Consider the following 19,884-nt stretch of genomic DNA (forward strand, 5'->3'; position numbering starts at 1 on the left):
ACCATTTTTTTATGGAAATAGCTATCCGAATCAGCTGTTACAGGCAAAGTTTGGAAAAATATTGCAGACTATAATGGGATAGGGTATAATGGGAAAGGATGTAATAAATTTCAAGTATAATTTTGGTTTGAAATAAGGAGAGTTTATGTTTTATACTTATTTGCGAGGTTTAGTGATTTTTATCCTGTGGACCTTGAACGGCAATGCGCATTACCACAATAAAGAAAAGATTCCTTCAAAAGATGAAAATTATATCTTGGTGGCCCCTCACCGGACATGGTGGGATCCAGTTTACATGGCTTTTGCGACCAAGCCCAAGCAGTTCATTTTCATGGCCAAGAAACAGCTTTTTGAAAATCGCGTATTCGGCTGGTGGATTCGCATGTGTGGAGCCTTTCCTATTGACCGGGAAAATCCTGGTCCGTCAGCTATCAAGTACCCTGTCAATATGCTTAAAAAGAGCAATCGCTCCCTGATTATGTTCCCAAGCGGCAGCCGGCATTCTACAGATGTCAAGGGAGGAGTGGCAGTGATAGCTAAGATGGCTAAAGTCCGTATCATGCCAGTAGTCTATGCTGGTCCTATGAGCCTCAAAGGATTGGCAGCTGGAGAGCGCGTGGATATGAATTTTGGTAATCCGATTGATATTTCAGACATTAAGAAGATGAATGATGAGGGAGTTGAGGAAGTGGCCCGCCGTGTTCATGCTGAGTTTGACCGTTTGGATGCTGAAGTGGCCCCTTACCAGACACAAAAGAAAGGCAATATCTTCTTACGGATTTTACGTGCCTTTGTCTTTATTCCTGCTATTTTGATTGGAATTTTGACCATCATTTTCAGCTTTTTTGCTAGCTTTGTCTGGGATCCAGATAAGCATAGAAAATAAGCTACTAATCAGCTTGCTGAGCAATCTTGCTTGGGAGCTGATTTTTGTATGCAAGTGAGTTATAATGTTGGTATGTTTCATAAGGAGGATACCATGTCTCTTGCTTTTTTATCTTTTGTAACCTTATCACTATTTATGCTGCACGAGTTTGATGAGATTATCCTGATTCGGCCTTGGATTTCTCAGAATCAAGACCATCAAGGCTATCAAAAGGAGATGTTCATTGCTAGGAGAGGAAGTTATCTTTCTGCTGAAAGTATTGCTCTAATGATTGCGGAGGAATTTTTGCTGGCTTTTATCCTTTTGCTGCTTGCAATTCTATTTCGCATTCCCGAGCTAGCTCTGGCTACTGGCTTCTGTCATACCCTCCATCTGCTGGGCCATATCATGCAAGTGTTTCGCTTTCGTCGCTGGGTACCGGGCGGCTTCACAGCTTTGACGACTTTTCCTATACTCATCTTAGTCTTCATCCTTTATCTATATCAGCAGTCAGTTTCTTGGCCGCTGCTTCTAATTCTAAGCGTGCTTGTGATGGCTTTTCTTTTGGCAAATCTGGCTTTTTTACATAGTAGAGCTCAAAAGTTAGAAGCTTGGATATACAGGATAAGCAAAGTAGATTGATATTATAGCTCCTATTTTCATCAATGCCCCTTCTATCCTATACGACTTCTTGCAAAATAAAGATTTTAAAATATGACAAGCTGAAAATTCTTTCGGTTTGTCATATTTTTTTGAATTTTTTACGAATAAAAAGGCAAAGGAGAAAAATATGCTTGAAGAAATCATTGAAAAGCTAAAAGAATATAAGCTCTTTGTCGGTCTGGCAGTAGTTGGCGCTGTGCTAGGTGGCTTTTTCCTCATCAAAGGAAATCACCAGCCGCAAAATCAGGTAGCCGCCTTAAGTCAAGAGGTAACTTCCTCATCCAGCTCAGCTGATGAAGAAAGCGAAAAGATTGTCTCTAAGGCTAAGGCGGACGAAGAGGAGAGTGGGCAAGTCACTGTGGATATAAAGGGAGCGGTCAAGAATCCTGGTGTCTATGAGCTGAGAGCAGGAGCGAGAGTCCATGAAGCCATCCAAAAAGCTGGCGGATTGACAGCAGACGCCGAGGCTAAGTCCATCAATCAGGCACAAAAATTAACAGATGAAGCAGTAATCTATGTGGCAAAGATTGGTGAAGAAGGAGCCGATGTCACACAGACTGGCCAGCATCAAGCAGGAGCTTCTGATTCTGCTGGTTCCAGTGGTGGAAAGTCAGACAAGGTCAATCTAAATACGGCGACAGAGGCTGAACTGCAGACTATTTCAGGCATCGGACAGAAGCGGGCTTCTGACATCATCGCCTACCGCGAAAGTGCTGGCCGTTTCAAGTCAGTAGATGAACTGAAAAAGGTGTCAGGGATTGGAGATAAGACCTTAGAAAAGCTGAAAGAATATGTCACAGTGGATTAAAAAGTTACCCCTCACCCCTATCTATCTAGCTTTCATCCTTGTATGGGCCTATTTTGCAGTCTATTCTGGCAGTTCCTTGGCTTATTTTGGGCTAGGTGTCCTTCTGCTTCGTCTCTTTTTCAGCTATCCCCTCAAAAAAAGTCTAGCTGCTTTGGCATTCCTGTTCTTTTTTGTCCTCTTTTTCTTGCTTCGTCGGGAAATGGCAGAGCAGGTCTTTAGGCAGGAACCTCCTTCAGCTAGCTCAGTTCAAGTTTTGCCAGATACGATCAAGGTCAATGGAGACTACCTATCCTTTCGAGGGCGAACGGACGGTCGGCTTTATCAGGTCTTCTACAAGATCAAATCAGCCAGTGAAAAGGAAGCTTTTCAGCAACTGACAGATTTGGTCGTCCTTGATATGGAAGCTGAGTTTGGACAGGCCCAGCAACAACGAAATTTTTCGGGCTTTGACTATCAGGCTTATTTAAAGAGTCAGGGGATTTACCGTACCTTAAAAATCAATAAGCTTCAGTCACTAAGACCAATTTCCAGCCTTAATCCACTCGATTGGCTGTCTGTCTGGCGCAGAAAAGCGCTGGTCTATATTCGAAATAATTTTCCTAGTCCAATGAGCCATTACATGACTGGACTCTTATTTGGTGACTTGGATACAGAGTTTGCGGAAATGAGTGACCTCTATTCTAGCTTGGGTATCATCCATTTGTTTGCCTTGTCTGGTATGCAGGTAGGTTTCTTTTTGGATGGTTTTCGCAGAATTCTTCTAAGGTTGGGGATGAAGAGGGAGACAGTAAACGCCTTGCAGCTGCCTTTTTCATTTATCTATGCTGGGCTGACAGGCTTTTCTGTTTCTGTCGTCAGAAGCTTAGTTCAGAAGTTGTTGGCCCAGCAAGGACTGACCAGATTAGATAATTTTGCTCTGACACTGATGGTTCTTTTTATCCTCATGCCCAATTTTCTTCTGACAGCGGGCGGTGTCTTGTCCTGCGCTTATGCCTTTTTGATCTCTATGATGGATTTTGAAAAGTTGCCGCTGATTCGGAAGCTTTTAGCGGAAAGTCTGACTATTTCATTGGGCATTTTGCCTATACTAATCTACTATTTTGCAGAATTTCAGCCTTGGTCTGTACTTCTGACTTTTCTATTTTCACTACTCTTTGACTTGCTGATGCTGCCAGGGTTAACCCTCATTTTTATTTTGTCACCACTTTTAAAAATCACTCAAGTCAATTTTTTCTTTGAGTTACTCGAAGGTGTGATTCGCTGGGTAGCTGATTTTGCTCCGCGTCCTTTGATTTTTGGGAAGCCCAACCTCTGGCTACTTGTTGCCCTCCTTTTAGTTTTGGCTTTAATCTATGACTTTCGGAGAAAGAAAAGCTGGCTTTTGTCTTTTAGTTTCCTAGCTCTTCTCTTATTTTTCTTAACAAAGCATCCGCTGCAAAATGAGATTACAGTGGTGGATATTGGTCAAGGTGATAGCATTTTTCTAAGGGACTGGCAGGGCAGGACGATTTTGATTGACGTAGGAGGACGAGTCGAGATAGGAAAGAAGGAGGCTTGGCAGGAGCGACAGACTTCATCCAATGCAGAAAAGACCTTGATTCCCTATCTCAAAAGTCGTGGCGTTGCTAGTCTAGATGTATTGGTCCTGACTCATACCGATACCGACCATATGGGCGATATGCTGGAGGTAGCCCAACATTTTTCCATCAAGGAAATCTATGTTTCTAAAGGAAGTCTGACTCAGTCTGATTTTGTTCAAAAGCTGGAGCAGATAGAAACTTCTGTCCATGTCGTAGAAGTAGGAGATGAGATTCCGGTATTTGACTCAGCTTTGCAGGTTCTCTATCCTAGCAGGACAGGCGACGGTGGAAATGATGATTCGATTGTACTCTACGGGGAGTTCTTTCAGACAAAATTTTTGTTTACAGGTGATTTGGAAAAGCAAGGAGAAACTGAACTGCTGCAGCGCTTTCCTCAGCTGAAAGCAGATGTCTTAAAAGCAGGACACCATGGCTCCAAAGGCTCTTCCAGTCCAGAGTTTTTAGAGCAAATTCAGCCGAAACTAGCCTTGATATCAGCTGGCCAGAATAATCGTTATCGTCATCCCCATCAGGAAACCTTGGAAAGATTTGAGAAGCTTAATACAGCCATCTATCGAACTGACCAGCAGGGAGCCATTCGTTTGATTGGTTGGAATTCCTGGAGGATTGAAACAGTTCATTGATAGCTGCGCTAAAGATGCCAGCTCATACTTTGTAGACTGCTTAGCTTCAGTCAGGAAGTCATATTGATTTATTTATGCATTTGTGATAAGATAATGGGTATAAAAAATTATAGAGGAGAATTCTATGTTTGCTGCATATAAAAAATTCTGGACACACTATGCCGATTTTTCAGGCCGTTCCAGTCGTTCAGACTACTGGTGGGTAGTATTGTGTCATGTTATTGTTACTGCACCGCTAGTTATCATTTTTTGGGTATCTGCTGTGGGAAGTATTCTTTCAGCAGCTCAAGACACAACTTATGGGTATGAACCAGATCCATCAGCAATCTTTGCTGGAGCAGGATTCGCTGTAATCTTTATTTTCATCTTAATTCTCTATGCTCTGGCGACTTTTGTACCTAATTTGGCTATCATTGTCCGTCGTTTACGTGATGCTGGTTATCATTGGGCTTTTCTTTTCCTGTATGTTGGTCCTTTTTTACTATCATTTATTCCGGTTCTGAATATTATTGCAGGATTAGTATCACTTCCATGTAGTATTGCTTTGATTGTTTTACTTTGTCAAGGATCTAAGCCTGAAATGGTTGGGAATTCATACGGTCAGCAATACGGTCAGCAGTTTGGTCAACAGTCTTACAATCAAGGCTTGAACTATGAAAAGCAACCACAACAAGGCGGTTTCCAAGGCCAACAGTTTGGCCAACAACCACAGCAAGGTGGTTTCCAAGGACAACAGTTTGGTCAATCACAACAACCAGTTCAAAATCAATCATTTGGTCAACAACCGCAACAAGGTAGTTTCCAAGGTCAGCAATTTGGTCAACAACCACAGCAACCTGTCCAAAACCAACCATTTGGCCAACAGCCGCAGCAAGGTGGCTTCCAAGAACAGCAGTTTGGTCAACAGCCGCAACAAGGTGGTTTCCAAGGTCAGCAATTTGGTCAGCAACCACAGCAACCTGTCCAAAACCAACCATTTGGCCAACAGCCACAGCAAGGTGGCTTCCAAGAACAGCAGTTTGGTCAACAGCCACAACAACCTGTTTCTGATCAAAGCCAAGCAGTTGAGCAAGCAGAACCAGTTCAAAATCCATTTACTGCTGAAACACCTGAGCAGTCAACACTTCAAGATTTTGGAACTCAGGCACCTGTTGAGGATAATCCTTTTGTTTCACCAATTCAAGAGGAGCAACCTTCTACACCAGTTGAAAACAGTGTAGAGGATGCAACTGAAAACCAAGAATAAATAAATAAAGAAAGAGTTGGAATTTTTCCAGCTCTTTTTGCTCTGTCGCTCGCAGAAAAGATTTAACAGAACGAGGCATTGATTGCTTTTCATAACAAAGAAAAATGAAGCCAATGACAGTTCATATTTATATAGCAGATATACTCAAAAATTAGATTTTATTTGCAAAGAAAATAGCAGACTTTCCGACTCTTTTTTGTTACAATCAATACATGAAAAAAATTGACAAGAAATATAAAGCAGGGGAGACTTTCTGTGTTAGCTATTGAGGAAATTAAAAAAATCACGCCAAGCAATCTTCCTGCTTTGACCATTTTGGCTGGGGATGACTTGGGGCAGTTTGAGTTGTTGAAAGAGCAGTTTCTCCGCCAGATTCAGTTTCAACCGGGCGATTTGAACACTGCTATTTTCGATATGAAAGAAGCAAACTATCAGGACGTGGAGTTGGACTTGGTCAGTCTGCCTTTTTTTACGGATGAAAAAATCGTGATTTTGGACCATTTTGCTGATTTGACAACAGCCAAGAAGCGCTATCTGACTGATGAAGAACTCAAATCTTTCGAAAATTATCTGGAAAATCCAGCAGATACGACTCGTCTGGTTATCTTTGCAGAAGGCAAACTGGATAGTAAGCGCCGTCTGGTCAAACTGCTGAAACGGGATGGGAAAATTTTTGAGGCTGCAGAACTCAAGGAAGCAGATCTACGGGCTTATTTCAGCAAGGAAGCGCAGGCAGAAGGATTACAATTTGCTCCGACAGCTTTCGATCAGTTGCTGCTGAAATCAGGTTTTCAGTTCAGTGAAGTTAGTAAAAATTTAGCATTCTTGAAAGGATATAAAGAGTCCGGTCGGATTGGTTTAGAAGACATTGCTGAGGCCATTCCCAAGACTCTTCAGGACAATATTTTTGACCTGACCCAGCTGATTTTGCAACAGAAGATTGATGAAGCAAGAAGTTTGGTACGAGATTTGACTCTTCAAGGTGAGGATGAAATCAAGCTTATTGCCATTATGCTGGGGCAGTTTCGTATCTTTACGCAAGTTAAGGTTTTAGCAGAAAATGGCAGAGCTGAGAGTCAGATTGTGTCTGATTTGTCCGACTATTTAGGCCGCAAGGTCAATCCTTATCAAGTCAAGTTTGCCTTAAAGGATGCTCGCTCACTGAGTTTAGCCTTTCTTAAAAAGACTATGGCCTGTCTAATCGAAACAGATTACCAGATTAAGTCGGGGCTGTATGATAAAGATTACCTGTTTGATTTGGCTCTGCTCAAGATTGCGACGGGTGAGCTACAAGCAAAATAGTTGAAAAATTATAATGATTGCGTTATCATTTTTATAATCATATAGAAAAAGAGGTCTATCAAATGGCAATTATCTTACCTGATCTTCCTTACGCTTACGATGCTTTGGAGCCTTACATTGATGAAGAAACAATGCACTTGCATCATGACAAGCACCACAATACCTATGTAACGAATGTTAATGCTGCGCTTGAAAAACATCCTGAAATCGGTGAAGACTTGGAAAAATTATTGGCCGATGTGGAGTCTATCCCAGCTGATATCCGCCAAGCAGTCATCAACAACGGTGGTGGTCATCTTAACCACGCTCTTTTCTGGGAATTGATGACACCAGCAGAAACATCACCATCTGCAGAATTGGCAGCAGATATTGAAGCTACTTTTGGATCATTTGAAGACTTTAAAGCGGCTTTCACTGCAGCGGCTACAACTCGTTTTGGTTCTGGCTGGGCTTGGTTGGTTGTCAATAAAGAAGGCAAGTTGGAAGTGACCTCAACAGCAAATCAGGATACTCCTATTTCAGAAGGTAAAACTCCAATCTTAGGACTGGATGTTTGGGAACATGCTTACTATGTGAAATACCGCAATCTTCGTCCGAATTACATTCAAGCTTTCTTCTCAGTTATTAACTGGAAAAAGGTGGACCAACTTTACGCTGCTGCGAAATAAACAGGCAGTTTCAATATATAAAAAGGCGAATCGATTAAAGATTTGCCTTTTTTAATGCTTAAAATACCTTTTTTCTGGATTTCACTTGTTATTTTCCTCATAATTTTTTATAATACAAATGCTAGGAGAAATGTTTTGAGTAAAAAAATTGTAACGATTATCGTAGCTGTAGTTTCTTGTATTTGTCTGCTGGGCTTCATCGTCCTTTTTATAACCGAACGAAATAAGGCCATTGAAAAGAAAGCACAAGAGGCTGCCCAACTTGCAAAGTCTGGCGAGCAAGAACAGGAGGAGGAGAAAGTCAAGTCTGATTCCAAACCAGTTGAAGAAAAGCCCAAGCCAGTTGAAAAAAGTCCAGAGGAGAAGCAGAAGGTCATGGAGGCGGACGGCCCGACTATGGATGCTTTAGGACTTCGATTTGACTATGCAAATTTGGATTTGACTCAGGTCATTCAGGCTTATATGACTGAAATGGGAATTGAACCCTCCCAGGTTGCATTTTCATATAAGGATTTGACGACTGGCAAGACCTTTGCAATGAATGATACCCAGCCTATGACTGCGGGATCGACCTACAAGCTCCCTCTCAATATGCTGGTAGTAGATGAGGTTGCTGCCGGCAAACTTTCTATGGACGAGCGGTTTGATATTACCAATACAAACTATGAATATAGGGGCGAGCATGATAACTATGTTGGTGCTTTCAACGGTGCTATGAGAATATCAGACATGCAGGAATATTCCTTGGTTTATTCTGAAAATACTCCAGCCTACGCTTTAGCAGAGCGTCTAGGCGGCATGGAAAAGGCCTATGATATGTTTAGTCGCTACGGTCAGTCCAAGGCTGATATTAAGACGATCAGCCGTGAGAATAATAAGACCACGACGGACTACTATATTCAGGTCCTTGAGTATTTGTCTAAAAATCAGGAAAAGTACAAGGATATCCTTTATTATATAGGCGAATCCTTCCCAGGTGAATACTATAAGCGCTATCTGCGTGACATTACCATCTATCAAAAGCCTGGATATGTTCGTGAGGCGCTCAATGTGGATGCATTAGTTATGGAAGAGAAGCCCTATATTATAGCTCTCTATACGGCTTATTTAGGTGGTAGCACCGAGGCCAGTGATGAGATCAGTGGTGTCGGAATTGAGCAAGTTGGTCAGTTAGCCTACGTCATCAATGAATGGCATCGGGTTAATATGAACTAATCTAATAGAAATCACAAATCAATACGCTTTAGATGAAAGTCTGGGCGTATTTTTGGTTTTTTATTGCAGTAGAGCTTGATGATTTTTAGATTGAAGTTATTTAGAAAAAACTCGAAATAGATTTGACAGAAAGAAAGGAAAGATGTATAATCTATTTAGAAAAAAACCAAAACAGTTTAGGAGAAAAAACGATGATTTCCATTCATATCTTGATTGCTATGCTGCTGATTTTAGGGACAGTCCTTGTTCCTTTGGTTTATTTTAAAAAGACCAAGCACATTTCTCTATTAGTCTTTCTTTTAGGGGGAGTCGGTTTTTATTTATCGAGTCAAGTTCTGGAAAATATTTTGCATCGTATCGTTTTACAGCCTCAGGCTGATGGAACTATCGCTTTGCAGACGGAAAAACCTTGGCTATACGTTCTTTATGCTATTGCTGCGGCAGCTATTTTTGAAGAAACAGCCCGCTGGGTCATCTTTTACTGGTTGCAAAAGAAGCGCCCACTGACCTTTAGGGATGGTGTGGCCTATGGCTTGGGGCATGGTGCTATTGAGGCTCTGTTTGTTGGTATTGTCAGTCTCTTAAACTTTTGGGTTATAGCTCAAGTAGTGACTCAGGGGAATGCTCAGACGCTGGCTCAAATTCCTCAAGCAGTTATTGACAATGTCCGTTCCATGAGTGCTGGCAGCATCTATCTTTTGGCTCTTGAGCGGATCTTGGCTATTCTTATCCAAATCTTGCTGACCTTCTGGGTTTGGAAGGCGGTCAAGGAGAAGGCTCCAGTGTATTTTTTAGCTGCGCTGGGACTTCACGCCCTGATTGACTTAGCGCCTGCTCTGGCTCAGGTAGGCTTTCTTCCGCCACTGGCTGTTGAGGTTCTGCTCTTGGTAGAAGCAGTGGCACTAGTCTTTCTGACCAAGAAAATTTTGAAAGTTTACCTGAAAGAAAGGTTCAATCATGGGGATCAGTCAAACGCTTAAAGCTCTAGCTGACCCAGTTCGGAGGGGGATTCTTGAAATGCTCAAGCATGGTCCGAAGTCTGCTGGGGAAATTGCTCAAGCTTTTGAGCTGACTCCTGCGACGGTATCCTACCACCTCTCTCAGCTAAAGAAAGCCGGTCTGCTCATAGAGGAAAAGCAGAAGAACTTTATTTATTACAGCTTAGATGTCACGGTTTTTGAAGAAATTCTTGTTTGGTTTCAATCTCTTGGAGGAGGAAAGGAAAATGAAAAAAAATAGTTTACAAGAATTAGGTTGGGCGCTTGGCGTCATGATCTTGCCAGTTTTATATGCCGTATGGGTCTATCAAACATTACCAGAAAACTTGGCTATTCACTTTGACTTATCTGGAAAAGGAAATGCTTTTTTACCTAAGTTTCTAATAGTATCTGCTTTTCCAATTGTCATGATGCTACTAGAAGTTATGATTTATTGGTCTACTGTTGCTAAAGATATCTTAAATAGAACCTTTAAGCACCTTATTCGCTGGATATTTCCTTTTACCTTTGTTTCGCTGTATCTAGCTACCATTTATCGGGGTTTAAATGAGGAATTTGATATCCGTAAAACAGCAGCGATGGTGGTTGCTTTGGTTTTCATAATTGTGGGCAATTATTTGCCCAAAAAAGTACAAGCTGACAGAAATTCCATGAATAGAAAATGGGCACACCTCTTTGTTTTGTTAGGATTTCTTACTTTTACAGCCAGCATTTTCTATTTGTAAGCGGATTTATGCTATAATGGTATCAAGTATCAAATAAAAGGGTTATCATGATTACCAAGGAGCATTATCAGTATATCCGGCAGCATCCTGCCTTTGTCAATCTGCCAGTGGAGCTTTTCGATAAATTGGCTGTAGAGATTCAGTATCGTAAGATTCCTAAAGGACAAATTATCTTTTTTGCGGGGGATCGTCGTGAGCGTCTTTTCCTCTTGTCTCAAGGCTATGTGCGGATTGAGCAGTATGATTCGACAGACACATTTTCTTATATGGATTATGTCAAGAAAAACAGTGTTTTCCCATATGGAGGAATGTTTTTTGATGAACGCTATCATTACACTGCCAGCGCTGTCACCAATGTCGAATATTTCTCTATTCCTATCGATTTGTTTGAAGAATATTCTAAGAAGAGTGTGGACCAGCTGTTGTTCATTACCAAGCGGCTATCGCAAATCTTGGAATTTCAGGAATTGAGATTGCGAAATGTCGTAGCGGCCAGTGCCAGTGAGCGTGTTATCCAGTCTCTATCACTGCTCTGCATGGATTTGTGCAGGGAGGGAGACGGCCTGCCATTTCCTATTAGTATGAAAGAGTTGGCAAAGCTAGGAGCTACGACCCGGGAAACGGTCAATCAAGTTCTGAAAAAGCTCTTGGATGAAGGTCGGATTGAATATGAGCATAAAAAATTAACTTTTAAGGATAAAGAATATTTCATGAAATACCTTGCTGGAAGCTGATCTATTTTGATTAGCTTCTTTTTTGTTAAATAAATTCAAAATATTCTGATATTAACCATGTACTGATTTTATTTTAAAAAATAAATATTCACAAAAATAATATAATGGATAAAATATTCAAAGAAAACGCTTTAAAGAAGAATATTATAAAAATAGAAATAGAAAAAAGCAAAGGATTTGACATTTGCAATGTAGGCTTTTTCTTGAAAGCGGTAGCATTAAATGCTAGAATAGTACATGTAAACGGGCTTAGGAAAACCTAAACCGCAAAGAAAAAGGAGGATAGTAGATGTCTACACATCCAATTCATGTTTTCTCAGAAATTGGAAAACTGAAAAAAGTTATGTTGCACCGTCCTGGCAAGGAGTTGGAAAACTTGCAGCCGGACTATTTGGAACGTCTTCTTTTTGACGATATTCCTTTCTTGGAAGATGCACAAAAAGAACATGACAACTTTGCTCAAGCGCTTCGCAATGAAGGAGTTGAGGTGCTCTATCTTGAGCAGCTGGCTGCTGAGTCACTGACTTCTCCAGAAATCCGCGAGCAATTCATCGAAGAATATCTGGAAGAGGCCAATATTCGTGGCCGTGAAACCAAGAAGGCTATTCGCGAACTGCTCCGTGGTATCAAAGATAACCGAGAGTTGGTTGAAAAAACAATGGCAGGGGTTCAAAAAGTTGAATTACCAGAAATTCCTGAAGAAGCAAAAGGCTTGACTGACTTGGTAGAATCTGATTATCCATTCGCTATTGATCCAATGCCAAACCTTTACTTCACACGTGACCCATTTGCTACAATTGGTAATGCTGTATCGCTTAACCACATGTATGCGGATACTCGTAATCGTGAAACTCTCTACGGTAAATACATCTTCAAATACCACCCAGTATATGGTGGAAAAGTAGATTTGGTATACAATCGTGAAGAAGATACACGTATCGAAGGTGGGGACGAACTGGTTCTTTCAAAAGATGTGCTGGCGGTTGGTATTTCACAACGTACTGACGCAGCTTCTATCGAAAAACTCTTGGTCAATATCTTCAAGAAAAATGTTGGCTTCAAGAAAGTTTTGGCCTTTGAATTTGCCAACAACCGTAAGTTCATGCACTTAGACACTGTCTTCACTATGGTTGACTACGACAAATTTACGATTCACCCAGAAATCGAAGGCGATCTTCACGTTTACTCTGTGACTTATGTTGATGATAAACTTAAGATTGTTGAAGAAAAAGGTGATTTGGCAGAAATCTTGGCAGAAAACCTTGGTGTAGAAAAAGTTCACCTGATTCGCTGTGGCGGTGGCAATATCGTAGCTGCTGCGCGTGAGCAGTGGAACGATGGTTCTAACACCTTGACTATTGCACCTGGTGTGGTAGTGGTGTATGACCGCAATACAGTTACTAACAAGATTTTGGAAGAATACGGCTTGCGTTTGATTAAGATCCGCGGAAGTGAATTGGTTCGCGGTCGTGGTGGACCACGCTGTATGTCTATGCCATTTGAACGTGAAGAAATTTAGGAATCCAGTATTTTACTAATACTCAAAGAATAGAAAGAGGAAATAATAGAATGACACATTCAGTATTCCAAGGACGTAGCTTCTTAGCAGAAAAAGACTTTAGCCGTGCTGAGTTAGAATACCTTATTGGTCTTTCAGCTCACTTGAAAGATTTGAAAAAACGCAACATTCAACACCACTATCTTGCTGGCAAGAATATCGCTCTCTTGTTTGAAAAAACATCTACTCGTACTCGTGCAGCTTTTACAACAGCAGCTATTGACCTGGGAGCACATCCAGAATACCTTGGTGCTAACGATATCCAGCTTGGCAAGAAAGAATCTACAGAAGATACTGCTAAAGTTTTGGGCCGTATGTTTGACGGGATTGAATTCCGCGGCTTCAGCCAACGCATGGTAGAAGAATTGGCAGAATTCTCAGGTGTTCCAGTATGGAATGGTCTGACTGACGAATGGCACCCAACTCAAATGTTGGCTGACTACTTGACAGTTCAAGAAAACTTTGGCCGTCTGGAAGGTTTGACATTGGTATACTGTGGTGATGGACGTAACAACGTTGCCAACAGCTTGCTGGTAACAGGAGCTATCCTTGGCGTCAACGTTCATATCTTCTCACCAAAAGAACTCTTCCCAGAAAAAGAAATCGTTGAATTGGCAGAAGGCTTTGCTAAAGAAAGCGGCGCTCGTGTGCTGATTACAGAAGATGCTGACGAAGCAGTTAAAGGCGCTGATGTTCTTTACACAGACGTTTGGGTATCAATGGGTGAAGAAGACAAGTTTGCAGAACGCGTTGCCCTCCTCAAACCTTACCAAGTTAACATGGATCTGGTTAAGAAAGCTGACAATGAAGACCTTATCTTCCTGCACTGCTTGCCTGCATTCCACGATACAAATACTGTTTACGGTAAAGATGTCGCTGAAAAATTCGGCGTAGAAGAAATGGAAGTAACAGACGAAGTCTTCCGCAGCAAATATGCTCGTCACTTCGACCAAGCTGAAAACCGTATGCACACAATTAAAGCGGTTATGGCTGCAACTCTTGGAAACCTCTACATTCCAAAAGTATAATCTTACATAAGAAACCGTTTACCAACAGCTATGAGGGCTGCGACTAATAGCTTTAGTCCGGCCCTCTTTTATATGATAAGGAATGTTTATTTCCTTATTGAAAATTTGAAAATCTACTAAAATAAATTGGAAGCGCATTCTTTGGAGTGCAATAAAGGAAAATTAAATGGCAAATCGTAAAATCGTTGTAGCTTTGGGAGGAAACGCCATCCTTTCATCTGACCCATCTGCGAAAGCACAGCAGGAAGCCTTGGTGGAAACTGCTAAACACTTGGTGAAATTGATTAAAAACGGGGATGATCTTATCATTACCCACGGAAATGGTCCGCAAGTAGGAAACTTGCTGCTGCAACACTTGGCAGCTGACTCTGAAAAGAATCCTGCCTTCCCACTAGACTCTCTTGTGGCTATGACAGAAGGCAGCATCGGCTTCTGGCTGCAAAATGCTCTGCAAAATGCTCTCTTGGATGAAGGTATTGAAAAGAATGTCGCTTCTGTTGTGACGCAAGTAGTAGTTGATAAGAACGATCCAGCTTTTGTCAACCTCAGCAAGCCAATCGGACCTTTCTACTCAGAAGAAGAAGCCAAAGCAGAAGCTGAAAAGAGCGGAGCGACTTTCAAAGAGGATGCTGGTCGTGGTTGGCGTAAGGTCGTTGCTTCACCAAAACCAGTGGATATCAAGGAAATTGAAACGATTCGTACGCTTTTGAATCAAGGTCAAGTAGTAGTAGCTGCAGGTGGCGGCGGTATTCCTGTCGTCAAGGAAGACAATGGCCATCTTACTGGTGTTGAAGCCGTTATTGACAAGGACTTTGCTTCTCAGCGCTTGGCAGAGTTGGTTGATGCAGACCTCTTCATCGTCTTGACTGGTGTGGACTATGTCTTTGTTAACTACAACAAACCAGACCAAGCAAAACTGGAACATGTGAATGTTGCTCAGTTGGAAGAGTACATCAAGCAAGAACAGTTTGCACCAGGCAGCATGCTTCCAAAAGTAGAAGCAGCTATCGCCTTTGTCAATGGCCGTCCAGAAGGGAAAGCAGTTATTACCTCTCTGGAAAATCTGGGAGCTCTGATTGAGTCTGAGAGCGGCACGATTATTGAAAAAGGCTAGGCATAGAATTGACTGAAAAGCGATAGTAAGTAATCTCTATTGCCGATGGAAATCTTTTCTTGAAAATCTTTGATTATTTTCAAAAATACTGGCTTTTTCAATGTTAATATGGTAAAATAAAAACAAAGTAAGCGTTTTCTTGTTTACTCATGCAGGGAAATGCAGGTTTGTAACCTCGTAAAAAACGTTTAGGAGGAAAAACAAATGAGTGAAAAAACAAAAAAAGGGTTTAAGATGCCTTCATCTTACACCGTATTGTTGATAATCATTGCCATTATGGCAGTGCTGACTTGGATTATCCCAGCTGGGGCTTTTGTAAAAGGTGTTTATCAGCCTCAGCCACAAAATCCACAAGGAATTTGGGATGTCCTGATGGCACCGATTCGTGCTATGCTGGGCACGCATCCTGAGGAAGGATCCTTGATTAAGGAGACAAGCGCAGCCATTGATGTTGCCTTCTTCATCCTCATGGTGGGTGGTTTCCTTGGTGTTGTTAACGAAACTGGTGCTTTGGATGTGGGAATTGCCTCTATCGTTAAGAAGTATAAGGGCCGCGAAAAGATGCTGATTGTTGTCTTGATGCCTCTCTTTGCCCTTGGTGGTACTACCTATGGTATGGGTGAGGAAACCATGGCCTTCTATCCGCTTTTGGTACCAGTGATGATGGCGGTTGGTTTTGACAGTCTGACTGGGGTGGCTATCATATTGCTTGGTTCGCAAATCGGATGTTTGGCTTCTACGCTAAATCCATTTGCAACTGTTATCGCTTCAGAGACTGCTGGTGTTGGAACTGGTGAAGGGATTGTCCTTCGTCTCATCTTCTTGGTTATTCTGACTGCTCTCAGCACTTGGTTTGTTTACCGCTATGCAGATAAGATTCAAAAGGATCCGACCAAGTCATTGGTTTACAGCACTCGCGAAGAAGATCTGAAACACTTTAACGTTGAAACTTCTTCATCTGTTGAGTCAACTCTGAGCAAAAAACAAAGAACAGTTCTATTCCTGTTCATCATGACATTTGTCATTATGGTATTGAGTTTCATTCCTTGGACAGATCTCGGTATTACTATCTTTAAGGATGTCAATACCTGGCTGACAGGTCTTCCAGTACTCGGTAAGATTATTGGTTCATCTACTTCTGCACTGGGTACTTGGTACTTCCCAGAAGGAGCGATGCTCTTTGCCTTCATGGGAATCCTGATTGGTGTTGTGTACGGTCTCAAGGAAGACAAGATTATCTCTGCCTTTATGAACGGTGCAGCTGATCTGCTTAGCGTAGCTCTAATCGTAGCAATCGCCCGTGGTATCCAAGTTATCATGAATGATGGTATGATTACAGACACTATCCTCAATTGGGGTAAACAAGGACTCAGCGGTCTATCATCACAAGTATTTATCGTCTTGACTTACATTTTCTACCTGCCGATGTCCTTCCTTATCCCATCATCATCAGGTCTGGCCAGTGCGACTATGGGAATCATGGCTCCTTTGGGAGAATTTGTCAATGTCAAGGCTAGCTTGATCATCACAGCTTATCAATCTGCTTCAGGTGTGCTGAATCTGGTTGCACCAACTTCTGGTATCGTTATGGGAGCTTTGGCACTCGGACGTATCAATATCGGTACTTGGTGGAAATTTATCGGCAAGCTGATTGTAGCTATCATTGCTATCAGTATTGGTCTCTTACTCCTAGGAACTTTCTTACCGTTCCTATAAGCTAGAAGCTGAGGTGATTCCATGAAAAATTTTATAACGGAAGAGATTAAAGAAGATTTTCTTGAATCTTTGAAAACAATCGTTTCTTATCCTTCAGTGCTAAATGAAGGTCAAAATGGAACACCTTTTGGACAAGCTATCCAAGATGTCCTAGAAAAAACTTTAGAAATCTGTCGAGGGCTAGGTTTTACAACCTACCTCGACCCTAAAGGTTATTACGGATATGCAGAAATCGGTCATGGAGCTCAGCTCCTGGCCGTTCTCTGTCATTTGGATGTTGTTCCATCAGGTGATGAGTCGGACTGGCAGACGCCGCCTTTTGAAGCCACTGTCAAGGATGGCTGGATTTTCGGCCGTGGGGTGCAGGACGACAAGGGACCTTCCATGGCCACTCTTTATGCTGTAAAAGCATTGCTAGACAGCGGAGTAGAATTTAAAAAGCGGGTTCGCTTTATCTTTGGTACAGATGAGGAGACGCTTTGGCGCTGTATGGGAAGATACAACCAGCTAGAAGAGCAGGCGACAATTGGTTTTGCACCAGACTCTTCTTTCCCTTTGACTTATGCTGAGAAGGGGCTTCTTCAGCTTAAGCTGAAAGGGCCTGGCTCTGACACTATAGAGCTCGAAGCTGGTCAAGCTTTTAATGTTGTTCCTGCCAAGGCTTCCTATTCGGGCAGCCTACTAGAGTCAGTCGTTGCAGGATTGGAAGATTTAGGTTATGAATATGAGCGAACGGCAGAAGAAGTAACGGTTATCGGCTTGCCCAAGCACGCCAAGGATGCCGCCCAAGGAATCAATGCCATTATTCGCCTAGCTAAGGTCTTGCAGCCCTTGGATTCGCATCCGGCTCTTGCATTTCTGGCTCAGGCGGTCGGTGAAGATGCAACAGGCAGCCATCTCTTTGGTCCTGTGTCTGATGAACCGACGGGCTTTCTTTCCTTTAATGTTGCTGGTCTGACTTTAAGCTCTGACCGCTCTGAGATTCGGATTGACATGCGGATTCCGGTCTTGGCAGACAAGGATAAGTTGGTTGAAAAGCTGGCAGAGATAGCCAGTCAATACGAGCTGACCTATCAGGAGTTTGATTATTTGGCTCCGCTTTACGTACCTTTGGACAGCGAGTTGGTCAGCACCCTGATGGCAATTTATCAGGAGAAAACAGGAGACAACAGTCCAGCCATGTCTTCGGGTGGGGCAACCTTTGCTCGTACTATGCCTAACTGTGTTGCCTTCGGCGCTCTCTTTCCGGGAGCTGATCAGACAGAGCATCAGGTCAATGAACGATTGCTCTTAGATGATCTGTATCGGGCCATGGATATTTACGCGGAAGCCATTTATCGTTTGGCTACGACACCTTAAATGCTGCCTTTTTGAAAGCATCTTCAAATCTTATTTGTACAGCATTGCTCTAGTCAAGTATGGCTTGCTGATTTACTAATGGGTTTCATTGAGCAAAAATCGTAAATAGAAAAAGCTGAGGCAATGTTGTCTCAGCTTTTATTTACTAAAGAAAAATGGTGGGGTGAATTCTTTGAGTTTCTCAAAGCAGTCAAGGGCACCTTGGTTATCCTCGCAGATAATCAGACAGACGTCATCTCCACAGACAGTAGCTACAATCTGTGGCAGCTCTAGAGCGTCTAAGATGGCACCGAAAGACTGGGCCAGACCAGGCAGGGTTTTCATGACGACTTGATTTTGAACTGGTCTCAGCATGACTAAGGCATCCTCCATGTAGAAACGAAGGCGTTTTTCCCAACGGGATGGTGCAATACTGTTGATGATATAGTAGGAAGTATCGTTCTCACTGACCTTGACCAGATTGAGTGCTTTCATATCTCGTGAAAGAGTGGACTGGGTTACAATGACGCCGTTTGCTTCCAAATGCTCCTGAAGTTCTTGCTGGGTATGGATTTTCTTCTCCATGATTAAGGAGCGGATGAGACGGTGTCTGCTTTCAATTTTATTCATAAATTTTCACCTATAGTTATTTGATAAACATAGCATCACCAAAGCTGAAGAAGCGATAGCGCTCAGCAATAGCGTGCTCATAAGCTTTAAGCGTTAAGGAACGTCCGGCAAAGGCAGAGACTAACATGACCAGTGTTGACTTGGGCAGGTGGAAGTTGGTTGAAAAAGCATCAACGACCTTCCAATCGTATCTCGGCTTGATAAAAATATTAGTCCAGCCAGAGTCAGCCTGAATCTGCCCTTGGAATTTACTGCCAATTGTCTCCAAGGTGCGGATAGATGTCGTGCCGACTGCAATGACACGGCCGCCCTTAGCTTTGACCTGACGTAGTGTCTGGGCAGCTTCCTCGGACAGACTGTAAAATTCGGAGTGCATCTCGTGATCATCTAAGCTGTCTACAGAAACCGGTCGGAAAGTTCCCAGTCCGACATGAAGGGTCAGATAGACTAGCTCGACTCCCTTGGCTGCAATCTGCTCCAGCAACTCTTCTGTGAAATGAAGTCCAGCAGTTGGCGCAGCAGCAGAGCCGTTTTCTTTAGCGTAGACAGTCTGGTAGCGATCGCGGTCTGCCAGTTTTTCGTGGATATAAGGCGGAAGCGGCATTTCTCCCAAACTTTCCAAGACCTCTAGGAAAATCCCTTCGTAGCCAAAGCGCACAATTCGGCCGCCGTGCTCCAGCTCATCTACCACAGTAGCAGTTAAGCGACCATCCCCAAAGGAAATCTGAGCACCTACTCTGAGGCGCTTGGCTGGCTTAGCTAGTACTTCCCAGTCATCGCCCTGAGTATTTTTCAGCAGCAGCAGCTCGACATGGCCTCCTGTCTCAGGCTTGATACCATAAAGGCGGGCAGGCAGGACACGGGTATTATTCATAACTAGGGCATCGCCGGGCTGGAGCTGATCAATAATCTGGTCAAAGTGCTGGTCGGAGAAGGTCCCCGTTTCTTTATCAACCACTAGCAAGCGGGAAGCATCCCTTTTCTCCAAAGGCGTCTGAGCAATCAGTTCTTCGGGCAAGTCAAAATCAAAATCAGCGGTATTCATCGTATCT

Annotated in this window: 20 protein-coding genes; 18 read left to right on the top strand and 2 right to left on the bottom strand. The window is 42.6% G+C overall.

Features of this window, described 5'->3' with window-relative positions; translation table 11 throughout:
- Window positions 1-145 precede the first annotated feature (145 nt).
- The 18 genes from K1J09_RS05915 (at window position 146) to K1J09_RS06000 (ending at window position 18,223) form a co-directional block, all read left to right on the top strand.
- On the top strand, window positions 146-886 hold the full coding sequence (locus K1J09_RS05915; RefSeq protein WP_002900842.1) for a lysophospholipid acyltransferase family protein: 741 nt from the start codon (window positions 146-148) through the stop codon (window positions 884-886).
- Window positions 887-958: 72 nt separating this feature from the next.
- On the top strand, window positions 959-1,507 hold the full coding sequence (locus K1J09_RS05920) for an HXXEE domain-containing protein (protein ID WP_223323481.1): 549 nt from the start codon (window positions 959-961) through the stop codon (window positions 1,505-1,507).
- Between the two features lie 148 nt (window positions 1,508-1,655).
- Window positions 1,656-2,336: a helix-hairpin-helix domain-containing protein gene (locus tag K1J09_RS05925; protein WP_223323351.1), complete on the top strand. Its 681-nt coding sequence runs from the start codon at window positions 1,656-1,658 to the stop codon at window positions 2,334-2,336.
- Window positions 2,320-4,560 carry a DNA internalization-related competence protein ComEC/Rec2 gene (locus tag K1J09_RS05930; RefSeq protein WP_223323353.1) on the top strand — a complete coding sequence of 747 codons (2,241 nt, stop codon included), beginning with the start codon at window positions 2,320-2,322 and terminating at the stop codon, window positions 4,558-4,560. Before K1J09_RS05925 ends, K1J09_RS05930 begins: the two co-directional genes overlap by 17 nt.
- A gap of 124 nt (window positions 4,561-4,684) precedes the next feature.
- A complete protein-coding gene (locus tag K1J09_RS05935; protein ID WP_223323355.1) occupies window positions 4,685-5,806 on the top strand; it encodes a DUF805 domain-containing protein in 1,122 nt (373 codons plus the stop codon).
- A 255-nt stretch (window positions 5,807-6,061) separates the two neighbouring features.
- A complete protein-coding gene (gene holA / locus K1J09_RS05940) occupies window positions 6,062-7,108 on the top strand; it encodes a DNA polymerase III subunit delta (protein WP_002919404.1) in 1,047 nt (348 codons plus the stop codon).
- Between the two features lie 62 nt (window positions 7,109-7,170).
- A complete protein-coding gene (gene sodA, locus K1J09_RS05945) occupies window positions 7,171-7,776 on the top strand; it encodes a superoxide dismutase SodA (protein ID WP_002906995.1) in 606 nt (201 codons plus the stop codon).
- A gap of 135 nt (window positions 7,777-7,911) precedes the next feature.
- Complete coding sequence (locus K1J09_RS05950) at window positions 7,912-8,991, top strand: serine hydrolase (RefSeq protein ID WP_317627836.1); 1,080 nt, start codon at window positions 7,912-7,914, stop codon at window positions 8,989-8,991.
- Between the two features lie 191 nt (window positions 8,992-9,182).
- Window positions 9,183-9,971: a YhfC family intramembrane metalloprotease gene (locus tag K1J09_RS05955; RefSeq protein ID WP_223323356.1), complete on the top strand. Its 789-nt coding sequence runs from the start codon at window positions 9,183-9,185 to the stop codon at window positions 9,969-9,971.
- On the top strand, window positions 9,949-10,230 hold the full coding sequence (locus K1J09_RS05960; protein WP_002915637.1) for an autorepressor SdpR family transcription factor: 282 nt from the start codon (window positions 9,949-9,951) through the stop codon (window positions 10,228-10,230). The genes K1J09_RS05955 and K1J09_RS05960 overlap by 23 nt, the downstream gene beginning before the upstream one ends.
- Window positions 10,217-10,714, top strand: coding sequence for a DUF1648 domain-containing protein (locus K1J09_RS05965; protein WP_223323358.1), 498 nt, complete (start codon window positions 10,217-10,219; stop codon window positions 10,712-10,714). Before K1J09_RS05960 ends, K1J09_RS05965 begins: the two co-directional genes overlap by 14 nt.
- A gap of 47 nt (window positions 10,715-10,761) precedes the next feature.
- Window positions 10,762-11,448 carry a Crp/Fnr family transcriptional regulator gene (locus K1J09_RS05970; protein WP_223323360.1) on the top strand — a complete coding sequence of 229 codons (687 nt, stop codon included), beginning with the start codon at window positions 10,762-10,764 and terminating at the stop codon, window positions 11,446-11,448.
- A 104-nt stretch (window positions 11,449-11,552) separates the two neighbouring features.
- Window positions 11,553-11,711, top strand: a complete 159-nt coding sequence (locus K1J09_RS05975) for a hypothetical protein (RefSeq protein ID WP_223336024.1) — start codon at window positions 11,553-11,555, stop codon at window positions 11,709-11,711.
- A 26-nt stretch (window positions 11,712-11,737) separates the two neighbouring features.
- Window positions 11,738-12,967 (top strand): arginine deiminase, encoded by a 1,230-nt coding sequence (gene arcA, locus K1J09_RS05980; RefSeq protein WP_126435760.1) that lies wholly within the window; start codon window positions 11,738-11,740, stop codon window positions 12,965-12,967.
- Window positions 12,968-13,017: 50 nt separating this feature from the next.
- Window positions 13,018-14,034, top strand: coding sequence for an ornithine carbamoyltransferase (gene argF, locus K1J09_RS05985; RefSeq protein WP_002925466.1), 1,017 nt, complete (start codon window positions 13,018-13,020; stop codon window positions 14,032-14,034).
- Between the two features lie 166 nt (window positions 14,035-14,200).
- Window positions 14,201-15,148, top strand: a complete 948-nt coding sequence (arcC, locus tag K1J09_RS05990; RefSeq protein WP_125338225.1) for a carbamate kinase — start codon at window positions 14,201-14,203, stop codon at window positions 15,146-15,148.
- Between the two features lie 204 nt (window positions 15,149-15,352).
- Entirely contained in the window at window positions 15,353-16,864 is a 1,512-nt protein-coding gene (locus tag K1J09_RS05995) for a YfcC family protein (protein WP_223323362.1), read from the top strand.
- 21 nt (window positions 16,865-16,885) lie between these two features.
- The gene (locus tag K1J09_RS06000; RefSeq protein ID WP_223323365.1) at window positions 16,886-18,223 is read left to right on the top strand and encodes a dipeptidase; all 1,338 of its coding nucleotides are present in this window, start codon (window positions 16,886-16,888) and stop codon (window positions 18,221-18,223) included.
- 138 nt (window positions 18,224-18,361) lie between these two features.
- Here K1J09_RS06000 and K1J09_RS06005 read toward each other — a convergent pair whose 3' ends face one another.
- Window positions 18,362-18,832, bottom strand: coding sequence for an arginine repressor (locus K1J09_RS06005; protein ID WP_002929798.1), 471 nt, complete (start codon window positions 18,830-18,832; stop codon window positions 18,362-18,364).
- Between the two features lie 16 nt (window positions 18,833-18,848).
- Window positions 18,849-19,877: a tRNA preQ1(34) S-adenosylmethionine ribosyltransferase-isomerase QueA gene (queA, locus tag K1J09_RS06010; protein ID WP_223323367.1), complete on the bottom strand. Its 1,029-nt coding sequence runs from the start codon at window positions 19,875-19,877 to the stop codon at window positions 18,849-18,851.
- Window positions 19,878-19,884: the final 7 nt, after the last annotated feature.

Source organism: Streptococcus sanguinis, assembly GCF_019928825.1.
GTDB classification, from domain to species: Bacteria; Bacillota; Bacilli; order Lactobacillales; family Streptococcaceae; genus Streptococcus; species Streptococcus sanguinis_L.

What these genes read in the sequence shown, in the direction of transcription:
- K1J09_RS06005 (WP_002929798.1), bottom strand. Translation starts at nt 18,832, where the DNA reads ATGAATAAAATTGAAAGCAGACACCGTCTCATCCGCTCCTTAATCATG.
- K1J09_RS05995 (WP_223323362.1), top strand. Translation starts at nt 15,353, where the DNA reads ATGAGTGAAAAAACAAAAAAAGGGTTTAAGATGCCTTCATCTTACACC.
- sodA (WP_002906995.1), top strand. Translation starts at nt 7,171, where the DNA reads ATGGCAATTATCTTACCTGATCTTCCTTACGCTTACGATGCTTTGGAG.
- K1J09_RS05955 (WP_223323356.1), top strand. Translation starts at nt 9,183, where the DNA reads ATGATTTCCATTCATATCTTGATTGCTATGCTGCTGATTTTAGGGACA.
- K1J09_RS05930 (WP_223323353.1), top strand. Translation starts at nt 2,320, where the DNA reads ATGTCACAGTGGATTAAAAAGTTACCCCTCACCCCTATCTATCTAGCT.
- K1J09_RS06000 (WP_223323365.1), top strand. Translation starts at nt 16,886, where the DNA reads ATGAAAAATTTTATAACGGAAGAGATTAAAGAAGATTTTCTTGAATCT.
- K1J09_RS05925 (WP_223323351.1), top strand. Translation starts at nt 1,656, where the DNA reads ATGCTTGAAGAAATCATTGAAAAGCTAAAAGAATATAAGCTCTTTGTC.
- K1J09_RS05970 (WP_223323360.1), top strand. Translation starts at nt 10,762, where the DNA reads ATGATTACCAAGGAGCATTATCAGTATATCCGGCAGCATCCTGCCTTT.
- K1J09_RS05915 (WP_002900842.1), top strand. Translation starts at nt 146, where the DNA reads ATGTTTTATACTTATTTGCGAGGTTTAGTGATTTTTATCCTGTGGACC.
- K1J09_RS05975 (WP_223336024.1), top strand. Translation starts at nt 11,553, where the DNA reads ATGGATAAAATATTCAAAGAAAACGCTTTAAAGAAGAATATTATAAAA.
- queA (WP_223323367.1), bottom strand. Translation starts at nt 19,877, where the DNA reads ATGAATACCGCTGATTTTGATTTTGACTTGCCCGAAGAACTGATTGCT.
- K1J09_RS05960 (WP_002915637.1), top strand. Translation starts at nt 9,949, where the DNA reads ATGGGGATCAGTCAAACGCTTAAAGCTCTAGCTGACCCAGTTCGGAGG.
- argF (WP_002925466.1), top strand. Translation starts at nt 13,018, where the DNA reads ATGACACATTCAGTATTCCAAGGACGTAGCTTCTTAGCAGAAAAAGAC.
- K1J09_RS05935 (WP_223323355.1), top strand. Translation starts at nt 4,685, where the DNA reads ATGTTTGCTGCATATAAAAAATTCTGGACACACTATGCCGATTTTTCA.
- K1J09_RS05920 (WP_223323481.1), top strand. Translation starts at nt 959, where the DNA reads ATGTTTCATAAGGAGGATACCATGTCTCTTGCTTTTTTATCTTTTGTA.
- arcC (WP_125338225.1), top strand. Translation starts at nt 14,201, where the DNA reads ATGGCAAATCGTAAAATCGTTGTAGCTTTGGGAGGAAACGCCATCCTT.
- K1J09_RS05965 (WP_223323358.1), top strand. Translation starts at nt 10,217, where the DNA reads ATGAAAAAAAATAGTTTACAAGAATTAGGTTGGGCGCTTGGCGTCATG.
- arcA (WP_126435760.1), top strand. Translation starts at nt 11,738, where the DNA reads ATGTCTACACATCCAATTCATGTTTTCTCAGAAATTGGAAAACTGAAA.